The following is a 12,628-nucleotide window of genomic DNA, read 5'->3' as shown; positions in this document are numbered from 1 at the left end:
CGCGGATGATCGAAAGGCTTCCGGCGGCCACGTTGAATATCCCGTTAAGTTTATAGAAGAAAAGCGAACTTGCTACAGATCCAGCTTTTTATCCATGACGTATGTCACCGCCCGGATCAGGCCATAGGCTACCGCCCAACTGCCAATGATGATTGCCGGAAGCTCCCATGGAAAGGGGAAGAACGTCGCCGGTCCTGCGGTTTCCAGCCGGCCTTCAGGCAGCAAATACTCGTTCAAATTGGAGTATACAATGCTGAAGCCTCCCATAAATAGAATCCAGAGCAGCGGCGTCAGCGGCTTGGCGGTGCTGTACATGACGCTAATGGTCAGCATGCCAGCGGCTATGATGAATGGGGTCAGGCCGGCGACGACGGTCAGCCAGTTAATGCCCGTGATCACGAAGGAGATAGCCATATCATAGGTGTAATGATCGATGGTCGAGGTCAGAATAAGCACGTACGCCGAGAAGGCGATATAAATGGCGATCATTGCGATCCATACCTTCAAGCAGTTACCGAGCCATTTGGCGGCAATAAGGCGAAATCTCGGGATCGGGAGCGTCAGCCACCAGCCGTACGTATCGTTGGACCACTCTCTTTTAATGGAGCCGTATCCCAGGAAGAAGATCCAATAAGGGAACGCCAGCGTCATATACCAGAAGCTGCTCAGTTCTAGGTCATTGCGCGCCGCCAGATAGGTGGTGACGATGACCACAGCTGCGGCAACAATCAGGATATAAGCGACACACCAGCTTCTGGATAAGCGGACGCGGTTCTTTTTTCTCCAGCTGCCCCGCACCATAAACTCATGCTGGACAAGGTCCATAAACGTGCCTGATGACATCAACGCTGCCACTCCTTTGCGTACATTTTACGGAATACATCGCGCAGTGAACCGTATTCCGCCCTCAACCTTTCGGTGTCGCCGGACCAGATCGCCTGACCCTGCTTCATCATGACCGTGTAATCGAACAACCCTTCAACCTCCTGAATATCATGGGTACTGATCAGGACGGACTGTCCGCTGTCCTCGAGGTAGTCGATGATGCCGGCCACAATCGCCTCCCGCGACATGACGTCGATGCCGGTAAAAGGCTCGTCGAGAATAATGAGGGACACTTCCCGGGCAAGGCACAGAATCAGCATAACGCGGGCTTCCTGGCCCTTGCTCATTCCGCCGATTCTCGCATCCAGTTCAACATCCATATAATCCGCCAGGCGGATGGCCTGTTCCATCGAGAAGCGAGGCAGGAAGGACTCCCCCCATTCGAACGCCTGCCGCACCGTATGGTTCGGATACCAGCGGGCCCGGTCGGGGAGGTAGGCGATGTGGCGGTTGGTTTCCCAGCCGGGCTTCGAGCCGAGCACTTCCACGGTGCCCCGGTCTGGCCGGACGAGGCCGGTAAGCATCCGGAATAACGTGGATTTGCCGCAGCCATTCGGGCCCAGAATACCGGTGATCCGCCCTTCGGGAACGGTGATGTTCAGTCCGTTTAGCGCCTGCTTCTTCCCATAGGCCTTGCTTACTTGTTCACATCGCAGTATCGGTGCCGTCATCGCATGGATCCTCCTTCCTCCGCGTCGTATTTTTGTTCAATATAGGACTGGATATCGTTCCAGGTTAGTCCGAGGCTTTCCATTTGATCCATAAAGCTGTCGATATATTTGGCCGCGAGCGCTGTTCGGAACGACCGGACATGCTCCGGGGAAGAGGTGACGAAGGTTCCTTGACCCCGTCGTTTCTCGGTAAGTCCGTCCCGTTCAAGCTCCTGATAAGCCCGCATGACGGTGTTCGGGTTCACCCGAAGCTCTTGAGCCAGCTCGCGCACAGAAGGCATCTTGTCTCCCAATCCAATCTCTCCTTTGGCAATGGCGCTGCGCACCTGATCCAGAATTTGTTCATATAAAGGTTGGCTGAAGTCGATGTGGAACCGCAGCGAGCCAACCTGTTGGTCTTCCATGGCCTTCCCTCCTAAAAGCTCTGCTGGTCTGGAAGCACAGCTTTCCTTCTCGGCATAAGCGCAAACGTTCAGGTCACTTATGTGATTTAAGTGTATTATATCACTTAATACACCTAATGCAATAGGCGATCAATATTTTGGTTAAAATCTTTTTCGCACCGGTTTATGGCTATGAAGACTGGGACAGCATTGCTGGTGCTCGTTGGATTCAGCCCGCGTTCCTGCGGGTAATAAAGAACTACAGGCGGAGCGGATAGGTTCCGCCGACCAACAACTTATACCGAGAGGAGCTGATCCTCATGGATCATAACGTATTCAAGGGAAAATGGAATCAACTGAAAGGTGAAGCCAAGAAGCAGTGGGGCGAGCTGACGGATGACGATTTGGATAAAATCGGCGGCGAAAAGGACAAGCTGATCGGCAAGCTTCAGGAGCGCTATGGCCATTCCAAGGACGCCGCGGAAAAAGAGTACCATGACTGGACGCGTTCGCGTCAGTTGTAGGCCTCTTCGTCCTGCGGCCGGCATGTGGAAACAACAAAAGGCGCAGCGAATCTCCGGCAACCGGGGAGCGCTGCGCTTATTTCGGGTGTTCACCTACCTAACCCAAGTACGCCCTGCCCTCACCTGGATGACTTCAAGCACGCTATCCGCCATAGACTTACCTCAAAGGTCTGACCGGTTTACCCACAAGAAGGTTTCCCCACTTACCCGGTATGGGCCGCAAAATCAGCAAGAATCCCCCAGCTTCGGCGGGCTGCCGCGGTAATCCCGGCTTAACCCGGCATCGTTCTATTTATAAATTCTGGATATATGGATCTGCCATGATATGATAAGAGAGCACGGCTAATATCCATCTTCAGGAGTGAGTACATGGATTTTTGCAAAATATTTCTTGGCAACACAGCCCTGCTCATAGCGGCTGCCTACTTGGCCAATCTGGTCTACAAATATGGACTTGCCCGTGCCCCTAAACATGTGAAATACACCTGCTCGGTGCTGCTGATCATCTTTTGCGGATGGCTGAGCATGGTTTTCGGATACAAGCTTAGCGAAAATGTCATTTTCGATCTCCGGATCATCCCCCTCATCATTGCGACGGTTGCATACGCTGAGCCGGTGACGCTGGTCATTATCGGCATCGGGATCGGATTCGCGCGCCTTACGTTCGGCGTGAACGAGGCCTCGGTTGCCGGTTTGTTCAATCTGTGCATTCTGGGCGCTGCGGCGGCACTGCTCAATATTTGGATGAGACGCAAGGGGTTCAGTCTTGTGACCCGCGGCTTCCTGGCCATTCTGGTCTTGAACGTACTGAATTGTATCGATATTGCATTTTTAGGGGTTATTCCTGCCGCTCATTATTTTGAAACGATCATGCCGGCCACGCTTCCGCTCACCCTCTTGCTGAGTTTGATCTTTTCTTTGATTCTCCGCGATTTCCAGCTTGAAGCAGCCCGCACCATCCAGCTCAAACAAAGCAACGTGCTGCTGTCGGCCCAGGCTGAAGAGCTGCATCAGGCCAAGCGCGTGCTGGAGGAACGGGCCAAAGAGCTGGCGAGGTCCTCGCGCTACAAAACGGAGTTTCTGGCGAACATGTCCCATGAGCTGCGCACTCCCTTGAACAGCATCATCAATTTTGCCGAGCTGATCAGCGACAACGACGACAGCCGCACCAAGGAGGAAATGGCCGAGTACGGTGAAATTATCCACCAGTCGGGCCATGAGCTGCTGCGTATCATCAACGACATTCTGGACTTGTCAAAGGTGGAGGCTGGACGGCTTGAAATCATGCATGAAGATATGAATATCAGTGAAATTCCGCAGCTGCTGCAAATGCATTTTGAACTGGTCGCTCAAAAAGAAAACGTCGGCTTCTCCATCAAGCTGGACCCCTCGCTTCCGGAAACGTTCCGGACCGATCCGAGCCGGGTGCAGCAGATTCTAAAAAATTTGCTGTCTAATGCGTTTAAGTTTACCCATCAGGGAAAGGTGAGCCTCGTCATCCGTGCGGAGCATAACCCGGAGGGAAAGCTTGCGGGTTCATGGATCGTGTTTGACGTTCAAGATACCGGTATCGGCATTTCGCCGCCGCAGCAGCGGCGGATCTTTGAAGCGTTCGCCCAGGCGGACGGCTCCATCAGCCGGCAATACGGCGGGACGGGCCTCGGGCTCTCGATCAGCCGGGACCTGGCACATCTGCTGGGTGGGTTTATCCGGCTGGAGAGCAAAGTGGGGAGGGGCAGCTGTTTCTCGCTCTATTTGCCGCTGGCCAATGAAGCGGAGGAATGTGCCACCCTGGAAATCACCCCATCCGTCGGCGGAGTGGAGCAGAAGGCGCTGCTTCCGGGACGCACCGGAACGGTTCCGAGCCTGGAATAACCGTCCTTCCGCTGCTCATATATGCTGAGCGGTCCTTGGAGCCAGAGATGGAGAATTTGGGTGACGGGCAGCTTGCAATCGAGGCAGCCGCACGCCTGGAGCAGCGCGGTGCCGTATTGCAACTTGGCCGACCTCTGTTTACAATGAGAAGGATAGTACGAAGACGAAAGGGTGACTTCCATGAGTAAAAAGGTGATTTCGACCGAGTCCGCGCCAGGAGCGATCGGACCTTACAGCCAGGCCGTTCAGGTCGGCGACTTTATTTTCACATCGGGACAATTGGGGCTCGACCCGGCGACCGGTGAGTTCGGCAGCGGCGTTCAGGAGCAGGCCCGCCTGGCTCTGAATAACGTGAAGGCGATTCTTGAAGCAGCAGGGAGCAGCCTGGATCAAGTGGTCAAGACGACCGTGTTCCTGAAAGACATGAACGATTTTGCCGCCGTCAACGAGATTTACAGTTCTTTCTTCACCCAGCCTTACCCTGCGCGCAGTGCGGTTGAGGTCGCACGCTTGCCGAAAGACGGCTTGGTGGAAATCGAGACGATTGCCGCCGTTAAATAGATCGGAAGCTACATATCCTATAGAAAGCCGGACTTTGCCCGGGGTGCGCCCCGTTCGCAAAGCCCGGCTTTTTTGTGTTGTTTATATCTCGCCCGAAGCTGAGGCCGCGCTTTGCGGGGTTACATTCAGTCCCGATCCCGGCTCCGGGCGAAGAATAGATAGATCGCATAGACGAACAGAATGATCGCCAGGATGAGGGCGGCTATAAACGCCCGCTCCACCTGATCCTGCTGCTCCAGGGCAATGGCGACATAGCCCCATACGAAGACCAGCGGATATATGCTGTCCCGGTAAGGGTAGCTGACCAGAATGGCGACCAGTGCACCGGCGAGCAGGAAAACCACGGCCCACACCAGCTCGCTCAATCCGAAGCCGTTCCAATCGTTCTTTTTCAGCACGATCGCGATATTAAGAATGACGGCTACGCTAAGCCAGCCGAAATACAGGCTGAAGGGAAGCTTGATCAGCCACATCTCTCCGGATGTCGGATAATAGACGCTGCGCGTCCGCCGATAGATGACAAACAGCGAGAGCAGCAGCAGTACCATGGCGACGAGCGACAGCTCGATATATTCATACTGCCACAAGAGCAGCCACGCGATGTTCAGCACGCAGGAGATGATAAACCACGGACCGATGGTCCGGACCGAATCCCGGGTTTCGGTGACCCGTCCGCTTTGATAGAGAAGAAAGCCAAGCAGCAGTACATAAATTAAGGACCAGATGGTAAGAGCATACCCTTCGGGCGTGATCATGGTTGGGTATTGGTCCGATATTTCTCCTGTCGTTTTTCCCCCGAGCACAGCAGTATTGGCCAGCGCGTTGACCACCATCGCGGCGATGAACGCGAGCCAGTTCCACCATTTATACGGATTGCTTCTAAGCATCGTACCAGCCTCCTGAAGTGATGTCTACGGCTTGCCGCAAAGCGGCCTTTCCCCTACAAATATACCCGAATTTGTCCCAAAAAGAACAAAATGATGCAGATTCAATCCTTGTCGATATAGGTAATTAAATGAAAAACCATGAAAGTGTAAGGAGTGAGGGCATGAACTCGAAAAAATCGTCTCAGCTGCTGCAGCAGCTCATTTTTGTCGGACCGTCGGCCCTGTGCTTCCTCGTCATTGTTGTCGTTCCCTTTCTTTTAGGACTGTATTATTCGTTTACCGACTGGAACGGGGTGTCGAGGCATGCGGGCTGGGTCGGCTTCCGCAATTATATCCACATTTTCACGGAAGACCCGGCGTTTCTGAATTCGTTCTGGTTTACCGTCAAATTTACCGTACTTGGAGTCATCCTAACCAATGTGCTCGGTTTTATTCTCGCCTATGTGCTGACGCGGTCGCTGCTGACGCGAAATGCGCTGCGGACCGTATTTTTTGTGCCTCATGTCATCGGGGGGCTGCTGCTCGGATTTATCTGGCAGTTCATCTTCGTGAAAGGGTTTTCTTCTGTCGGTGCGGCAACCGGGCTCTCCTTCTTCAAGCTGCCCTGGCTCGGCACCGAGGCGACGGCCTTCTGGGCGGTCGTCATCGTCTTTGTCTGGCAGAACGCCGGCTATTTGATGGTCATCTACATTTCCTCGCTGAACAATGTGCCGAAAAGCCTCATTGAGGCCGCTCAAATCGATGGTGCATCCAGGGGACAGGTTCTCCGGAAGATCACCGTTCCGCTGGTCATGCCGGCCGTGACGGTCTGTCTGTTCCTCGCCATTTCCTGGTCGTTCAAGCTCTTTGACCTGAATCTGTCGCTCACCAAGGGCGGTCCGTTCAAATCGACTGAATCCGTTGCGCTGAACATTTACAATGAGGCGTTTAACATCAGCCGCTTCGGCATGGGTTCGGCGAAGGCGATCATCTTCTTTATTGTCGTTGCCTTGATTTCGATCCTTCAAGTGCGCGCCACAAAGCGCAAGGAGGTGGAAGTATGATGCACACAAGCACGAACCCAGGAACAAACCCAGGCACAAACCGAGGTCCAAGCCCAAGAGCCGGCGCAAGCACAAGCCGCGGGTATCGCGCCAAACGGCTGATCCTTGAACTGCTGATGATTCTGCTGGCCCTGGTGTTCCTGGTGCCGTTCTACTTTCTGCTCGTCAATTCAGTGAAGTCCTTCGGCGATATTCTGACCAACTCCGCGGGCTGGCCGCATGCCTTTCTATGGAACAACTATGCACAGGCGTGGAAAATTACCGCCTTCCCGAAAGTGTTCGGCAATTCCCTGCTGATCGCGGTTATCAGCAACGTGCTGCTGTCCTTGATCAGCTCGATGGCGGCGTACCGGATGGTGCGCAGGGACACGGTGTTCAACCGGCTGCTGTTCGCTGCGTTTGTCGCCGCGATGGTCATTCCGTTCCAATCGATCATGATCCCGCTCGTTAAGGTCGTCAGCACGCTAGGCCTCATGGACACGAGAACCGGGCTGATCATCTGCTACCTCGGATTTGGCGCGCCGCTGTCCGTGTTTCTGTTCCACGGATTTGTCAAATCGGTGCCACGGGAGATCGAGGAGGCGGGCCGGGTTGACGGCTGCTCCACGTACGGCATTTTCTTCCGCATCGTCCTGCCCTTGATGCAGCCGATTATCGTCACCGTCATCATCCTGAACGCGCTGTGGATCTGGAACGATTATCTGATGCCGTCGCTCATTCTGCAGAGCCCGTCGCGGCAGACGATCCCGATCGCGACCTATGCGTTCTTCGGCCAGTTTACGAAGCAGTGGGATCTGGCCCTGCCGGCGCTGGTGCTCGGCATTACGCCGATCGTCATCTTCTTCCTGGCCATGCAGAAGTACATTATCGAAGGCATCGCCCAGGGATCGGTGAAGGGGTGAACCCAGCCTCAGTCCGTCCCGGCAGCTCAAGTATATTCCATAAAGGAGGTTATGCGGCATGAAGAAAAAGGCCTATGCCGTTGGAGCCCGCCTTGGTGTGCTGCTGACCTCGTTCGCCCTGCTGGTCGGATGCGGCAGCGGAAGTGGCAGTGGCAGTGGCGGGGTCAAGACCATTCATATTTTTCAGTTCAAGGTGGAAATTGCGGATGCATTAAATAAACTAAAAGCGGAGTATGAGCAGTCCCATCCGGGGATCAAGCTGGATATACAGACCGTCGGCGGGGGCAGCGACTACGGCGCCTCGCTCCGGTCCAAATTTGCAGCTTCGAAAGAGCCGGACATTTTCAATATCGGCGGTTATGCCGAAATGGACATGTGGCAGGAATATTTGGAGGACTTGTCCGATCAGCCTTGGGTCAAGGATGTGAAGGACATCGCCAAAGAGCCGATGACCAAGGACGGCAAGCTGTACGGGCAGCCGATGAACCTGGAAGGGTACGGCTTCATTTATAACAAGGATTTGTTCAAGAAGGCGGGCATCACACAGCGTCCGACCACGCTCAGCGAGCTTGAGGAAGCGTGCAAGAAGCTGAAGGCCGCCGGAATTACCCCGTTTGCCAACGGGTATCAGGAAAATTTCGTGCTCGGCAACCATAACATCAACGTGGCTTTTGCCGACCAGAAGGACCCTGGCGCTTTTATCCAGCATCTGAATGACAAGACGGAAACGTTCGCGGACAACGAAGTCGTGAAGCAGTGGTCGAACCTGTTCGACCTGACGCTGAAATATGGCAATCCAGGTCCGCTTACGACGGACTACAACACCCAAGTCACGATGTTCGCCAGCGGGGAAGCCGCCATGATGCAGCAGGGGAACTGGACCCAGGTGCAGATTGACGGCATTAATCCGAAGCTGAACCTGGGCATCCTGCCGATGCCGATCAATGACGATCCGCAGCTGGGGGACAAGCTGTACGTCGGCGTGCCGAACAACTGGGTCATCTATAAGGATTCACCGGTCAAGGAGGAGGCCAAGGAGTTTCTGAACTGGCTGGTGACCTCTGATATCGGGAAGAAGTACATTACGAAGGAGTTCAAATTCATTCCGGCCTTCAAGTCCATTAAAGGTACGGACGAAGACCTGGGACAGCTGGGCATGGAAGTGCAGAAATACACCGACGAAGGCAAGACGCTGACCTGGAACTGGTTCCGGTTCCCGTTCGGCATGCAGCCCGAATTCGCCGCGGCCATGCAGGGATACATCGGCGGCAAAATCACGAAGCAGGAAATGTTTGAGCAGTTCCAGCAGAACTGGGACAACTTGAGCGTCCGCTAATGACCGCCGGGCTCAGTGCGTCTGAGCCGCGAGGTCCTTCCGGAATTCGTTCGGCGTGCGGCCTTCCTGCTTCTTGAACACCTTGCTGAAATATTTCTCGTCCTGATATCCGACCATTTCGGCAATCTGGGAGATGCGCAGCTGCGGATTGTGCAGAAGCAGCTTGGCCTTCTCAATCCGGATCCGGGCGAGAAAGTCGGAGAGGTTCACATGGAATTCCTGCTTGAAGCGTCTGGAGATGTATTCCCGGCTGAGAAAAAAGCGCGCAGCCATTTCCTGCAGGGAAATATCCTCGGCATAATGGCTTTCCAGGTATGCGGCAATGTCGTGGATGATATGGTTCTCCCGCGAGTGCTTCTGTGTCAAAATGCGGCTGGCTGCGGTCAGCCGCCCTTCGTATTGGGAAGTCCATAGGTCATAGGACAACCGTCCATGCTTGTCGAGCGGAAGGGAGCGGGGTAGCTCCAGCAGGGCGTCCTTGTCGGGACTTGGCGCCGCAGCTTCGGCGCCCTGATCCATCCACTGCTTCAGCATCCAGTCCCACTCCGCGTTCCACTGCACCAGCTGCTCAGGCGTTACCCGATCGAGCTGCCGGACGGCCTGCATCCAGCCGTCCACGGCGGCGCTGATCTGCTCGGGGCTGCCGCTGAGCGCTGCCAGGCGGAACTGCTCCTCATGCGCGCTCAGGCGCAAGGGCCGCGGAGCTGCCGGGCCGTCGGCGCTCAGCGTATGGAGCCAGGCGGCGGGGTCCTGCAGGCTGCGCTGCCAGAGCGCCCGGTGCGCCTCCTGATAGGAGCGGGCGAGGCCCTCTGGGAACGGCTGGAAGGACCCGGCGCCGATATGCACGCTGCGGTGCAGGGTGGCGTCGATGCCGCGGTGAATGTCCTCCAGCAGGGAGGACATCGGCATGGAGTCATCCCATAGGAGCAGCACGATTTCTTCGGGGTTCGCCAGATGATGGAAGGCGAACCCTTTTCGTTTGGCCGATAGCAGCTCGTTGCCGATATTCGTCAGCGTAAAATAGAGCAGCTGCTTCATGCGGGCAAACTTCTCCAGAAGCTCGTCGTCCAGCTGCGCCGTGCTGATGACCGCCGCGGCGCAGCGGTCGATTTGCTCCGGCAGGCCGTATTCCTCCCGCAGTTGCTGAAGGATCTCCTCCCGGCGCCCGTGCCCGCCGATCAGGTCGGACAGCAGCTTGTCGGCATAATGCGGCCGCATCCGGTTCATCTCGATGCTCTGGCGGCTGCTCTGCCGCCGCTTCAGCTCCTCCTCCCGGCAGGCCGCCGCGGCTTTGGCGAGCGCCTCGTTCAAGGCGGCGGGGTCCACCGGCTTCAGGATGTAATCCATCCCGCCGTGGCGGATGGCATGGCGGACCAGATCGAAATCGTCATAACCGCTGATGACGATCGTCTTTATCCCGGAATGGCTTCCGCTCAGCCATTCCATCAGCTGCGTGCCGTCCATGCGCGGCATGCGCATATCCGTCATCACGATCTGGGGAGCGTGCTCCTCGATCATCTCCGTCGCTGACTTCCCGTCGGCCGCTTCCAGAATGTCCGTAATGCCATGGCGCTCCCATTCCCCGAGCAGCTTGATGGCTTCCCGGACATGCTTCTCATCGTCTACAATTAACACTTTCATGGCTGTCAATTCTCCTCTGTATGAACTTCCCTCGGCCCAGCCCCTGTGCGGGCTTCAGCCGTTTTATTTTCTCCGGTGTGCATATCTTGCATATCTTCTGTACCGATTTCCAAGGAAATACGGACTCCATACGGCTCGAGGTTTTCAATCCGCATGCCGACGTCATGCGGCGTATACAGCTGCAGACGAAGCAGGACGTTGCGCACGCCGATTTCTCCGTTATCGCCTGCCCATTCGTCCTCCAGTTCGCCGTTTCCCCGGCCAGCCAGCTGTTCCTGCAGCGCGGCAAGTTTCTCCGGCTCGATCCGGCTGCCGTTATTTTCAATCCCGATTTGCAGCACGCCGTCTTCCCGCATATGGCTTTCGATGCGAACCATGCCCTGACGTCCTTCGTGATCCATACCGTGCTTGAAGTAATTTTCGATCAGCGGCTGAAGAATCATTTTCGGCATGGACACATCCAGCGTATCCGGCGCCAGGTCCAGCGTATAGACGAGCTGGTCCCCGAAGCGTTCCTTCTGCAGCTCCAGATAGAGCCGGACGTGATCGGCCTCGTCCCTCAGCGTCACCAGCACATCGTTGTTGCGCATGCTGTAGCGCATAATTTTGGCCAGGGAAGAGAGCAGGGCATAGATCCGCGGAACGTTATTTTGCAGCGCCAGCGTTCCGATCGACTGCAGGGTGTTGTACAGAAAATGGGGATTGATCTGGGCCTGCAGCGCTTTGAGCTGATTGGTTTTGTTCGCCAGCTCCAGCCGGTATTCCCGCAGGATCAGGTTGTTGATCGTATCCATCATCTGCCTGAAGCGGGTGAACATGATGCCCGTCTCGTCCTGCCGGTTCCAGGATATGTCGACGTCGAGCTGGCCGGATTGAATCCGGTTCATGTAGCTGGTCAGCCTCTTGATCGGCTCGGTGATCCGGATCGAGATGAACAGCGTGCCAAAGATGATGATTCCCAGGGCGATGACCGCAATGGCGGCGTTGATCTGGGTCAGCTGTCGCGCGCGCTCATACAGCGTGCTGTTCGGAATTCTTTTAATAATCGTCCATTCGGTATAAGGCGTCTGCATCTTCTCGAATACGTTCATGGCTCCGCCGCTTTCGAAAAAGCCCTCGGTCTGCGTTCCCTTGATCCGCGTCAGCAGCTCCTTGTCCGTGATCTGGGTGCCGAGTTGGCTGTCCCGCCCGGAATAGACGACGGTACCGCCCTGGTCAACGACCAGCAGCTGCTCCTTGTCCTTGTTGAACAGCTGCTCGGTAATATCCGCCACCGAATCCAGGCTGACGTCGATCGCCAGCAGGGCCAGCACCTTCTCCGACGGCACATTGGTGATGGACCGGTGGAAGGTGAAGACCATTTTGTCCGAGTAGGAGGTCGGTGACGGGGGAAAACCATAGTCATGGCTTTTATGGGTCGGCTCGATCGCCGTCGTATATTTTTCATACCCTTGGGTCGAAATGTAGGGCTCGGTCCGGTACTCCCGCTTCGGGTAGATCGCAGGCGTAACCAAGGTGGATTGGCCGGACTGGGTGGCGTGCAGGTAAATCCGCTCGATGCCGTGCACCGTATTCAAAATATTTTGCAAGGACGTGTACACTTCGGCCACCGCCCGGTAATCGTCCGGGATTTTCCGCAGATTGCGCAGGAAGTTGGCGTCCGTGTACAGGGTGAGCGAAGCCTGGTTGATGCTGTTCAGATAGTTGGTCAAATTGACCTTGCCCTGGTAGATCAGGTTCCGGTTCTCTTCGAGCGCCTGCTCTTTGATCGTCTCCTTGGTATGGATGTATGTGATCGTGATGGAGAGCAGCAGCGGGACGGTCGTCGCCAGCAGCATAAACAGAATCAGCCGCGAACGGATGCTGCGGAATTTCATGGAAACACCACTCTTTCGGGGTGCGTGAGGTATGTCATATCAA

12 protein-coding genes are annotated in these 12,628 nt (G+C 55.6%); 6 read left to right on the top strand and 6 right to left on the bottom strand.

Annotation, left to right across the window (positions count from 1 at the left end; translation table 11 throughout):
- Positions 1–72: 72 nt before the first annotated feature.
- Genes GCU45_RS13905 through GCU45_RS13895 form a run of 3 tightly spaced genes read right to left on the bottom strand, consistent with a single transcriptional unit; the run spans position 73 to position 1,960 of the window.
- A complete protein-coding gene (locus tag GCU45_RS13905; RefSeq protein WP_152399375.1) occupies positions 73–843 on the bottom strand; it encodes an ABC transporter permease subunit in 771 nt (256 codons plus the stop codon).
- Positions 843–1,556: an ABC transporter ATP-binding protein gene (locus GCU45_RS13900; protein WP_152399374.1), complete on the bottom strand. Its 714-nt coding sequence runs from the start codon at positions 1,554–1,556 to the stop codon at positions 843–845. The genes GCU45_RS13905 and GCU45_RS13900 overlap by 1 nt, the downstream gene beginning before the upstream one ends.
- A complete protein-coding gene (locus GCU45_RS13895; protein ID WP_152399373.1) occupies positions 1,553–1,960 on the bottom strand; it encodes a GntR family transcriptional regulator in 408 nt (135 codons plus the stop codon). The genes GCU45_RS13900 and GCU45_RS13895 overlap by 4 nt, the downstream gene beginning before the upstream one ends.
- A gap of 299 nt (positions 1,961–2,259) precedes the next feature.
- On the opposite strand from GCU45_RS13895, the gene GCU45_RS13890 reads away from it, so the two are divergent.
- The 3 genes from GCU45_RS13890 to GCU45_RS13880 all read left to right on the top strand — a co-directional run bounded on the left by GCU45_RS13890 (position 2,260) and on the right by GCU45_RS13880 (position 4,899).
- Complete coding sequence (locus tag GCU45_RS13890; protein ID WP_076172846.1) at positions 2,260–2,463, top strand: CsbD family protein; 204 nt, start codon at positions 2,260–2,262, stop codon at positions 2,461–2,463.
- A gap of 369 nt (positions 2,464–2,832) precedes the next feature.
- Positions 2,833–4,338 (top strand): sensor histidine kinase, encoded by a 1,506-nt coding sequence (locus GCU45_RS13885; protein ID WP_152399372.1) that lies wholly within the window; start codon positions 2,833–2,835, stop codon positions 4,336–4,338.
- Between the two features lie 180 nt (positions 4,339–4,518).
- Positions 4,519–4,899: a RidA family protein gene (locus GCU45_RS13880; RefSeq protein ID WP_105445662.1), complete on the top strand. Its 381-nt coding sequence runs from the start codon at positions 4,519–4,521 to the stop codon at positions 4,897–4,899.
- Positions 4,900–5,024: 125 nt separating this feature from the next.
- On the opposite strand, the gene GCU45_RS13875 is transcribed toward GCU45_RS13880, so the two are convergent.
- Positions 5,025–5,786: a TspO/MBR family protein gene (locus GCU45_RS13875; RefSeq protein WP_152399371.1), complete on the bottom strand. Its 762-nt coding sequence runs from the start codon at positions 5,784–5,786 to the stop codon at positions 5,025–5,027.
- A 161-nt stretch (positions 5,787–5,947) separates the two neighbouring features.
- Here GCU45_RS13875 and GCU45_RS13870 point away from each other — a divergent pair, with 161 nt between their 5' ends.
- The 3 genes from GCU45_RS13870 (at position 5,948) to GCU45_RS13860 (ending at position 9,067) form a co-directional block, all read left to right on the top strand.
- Positions 5,948–6,829, top strand: coding sequence for a carbohydrate ABC transporter permease (locus GCU45_RS13870; RefSeq protein ID WP_116232741.1), 882 nt, complete (start codon positions 5,948–5,950; stop codon positions 6,827–6,829).
- Between the two features lie 116 nt (positions 6,830–6,945).
- Positions 6,946–7,731, top strand: coding sequence for a carbohydrate ABC transporter permease (locus tag GCU45_RS13865; protein ID WP_244364625.1), 786 nt, complete (start codon positions 6,946–6,948; stop codon positions 7,729–7,731).
- 58 nt (positions 7,732–7,789) lie between these two features.
- Positions 7,790–9,067 (top strand): ABC transporter substrate-binding protein, encoded by a 1,278-nt coding sequence (locus tag GCU45_RS13860; RefSeq protein WP_152399370.1) that lies wholly within the window; start codon positions 7,790–7,792, stop codon positions 9,065–9,067.
- A 12-nt stretch (positions 9,068–9,079) separates the two neighbouring features.
- Here the strand turns inward: GCU45_RS13860 and GCU45_RS13855 are convergent, their stop codons facing one another.
- Positions 9,080–10,708 carry a response regulator gene (locus tag GCU45_RS13855; protein WP_152399369.1) on the bottom strand — a complete coding sequence of 543 codons (1,629 nt, stop codon included), beginning with the start codon at positions 10,706–10,708 and terminating at the stop codon, positions 9,080–9,082.
- A gap of 5 nt (positions 10,709–10,713) precedes the next feature.
- Complete coding sequence (locus GCU45_RS13850) at positions 10,714–12,585, bottom strand: cache domain-containing sensor histidine kinase (RefSeq protein WP_152399368.1); 1,872 nt, start codon at positions 12,583–12,585, stop codon at positions 10,714–10,716.
- Positions 12,586–12,628: the final 43 nt, after the last annotated feature.

It is taken from the genome of Paenibacillus cellulositrophicus, assembly GCF_009363095.1.
Classification (GTDB): Bacteria; Bacillota; Bacilli; order Paenibacillales; family Paenibacillaceae; genus Paenibacillus_AQ; species Paenibacillus_AQ favisporus.
Note: the sequence above shows the minus strand (reverse complement) of the source record. Positions and strands in the feature narration are given on the sequence as shown.

Coding starts and splice junctions, on each gene's coding strand:
- GCU45_RS13905 (WP_152399375.1), bottom strand. CDS start 843: ATGTCATCAGGCACGTTTATGGACCTTGTCCAGCATGAGTTTATGGTG.
- GCU45_RS13900 (WP_152399374.1), bottom strand. CDS start 1,556: ATGACGGCACCGATACTGCGATGTGAACAAGTAAGCAAGGCCTATGGG.
- GCU45_RS13895 (WP_152399373.1), bottom strand. CDS start 1,960: ATGGAAGACCAACAGGTTGGCTCGCTGCGGTTCCACATCGACTTCAGC.
- GCU45_RS13890 (WP_076172846.1), top strand. CDS start 2,260: ATGGATCATAACGTATTCAAGGGAAAATGGAATCAACTGAAAGGTGAA.
- GCU45_RS13885 (WP_152399372.1), top strand. CDS start 2,833: ATGGATTTTTGCAAAATATTTCTTGGCAACACAGCCCTGCTCATAGCG.
- GCU45_RS13880 (WP_105445662.1), top strand. CDS start 4,519: ATGAGTAAAAAGGTGATTTCGACCGAGTCCGCGCCAGGAGCGATCGGA.
- GCU45_RS13875 (WP_152399371.1), bottom strand. CDS start 5,786: ATGCTTAGAAGCAATCCGTATAAATGGTGGAACTGGCTCGCGTTCATC.
- GCU45_RS13870 (WP_116232741.1), top strand. CDS start 5,948: ATGAACTCGAAAAAATCGTCTCAGCTGCTGCAGCAGCTCATTTTTGTC.
- GCU45_RS13865 (WP_244364625.1), top strand. CDS start 6,946: ATGATTCTGCTGGCCCTGGTGTTCCTGGTGCCGTTCTACTTTCTGCTC.
- GCU45_RS13860 (WP_152399370.1), top strand. CDS start 7,790: ATGAAGAAAAAGGCCTATGCCGTTGGAGCCCGCCTTGGTGTGCTGCTG.
- GCU45_RS13855 (WP_152399369.1), bottom strand. CDS start 10,708: ATGAAAGTGTTAATTGTAGACGATGAGAAGCATGTCCGGGAAGCCATC.
- GCU45_RS13850 (WP_152399368.1), bottom strand. CDS start 12,585: ATGAAATTCCGCAGCATCCGTTCGCGGCTGATTCTGTTTATGCTGCTG.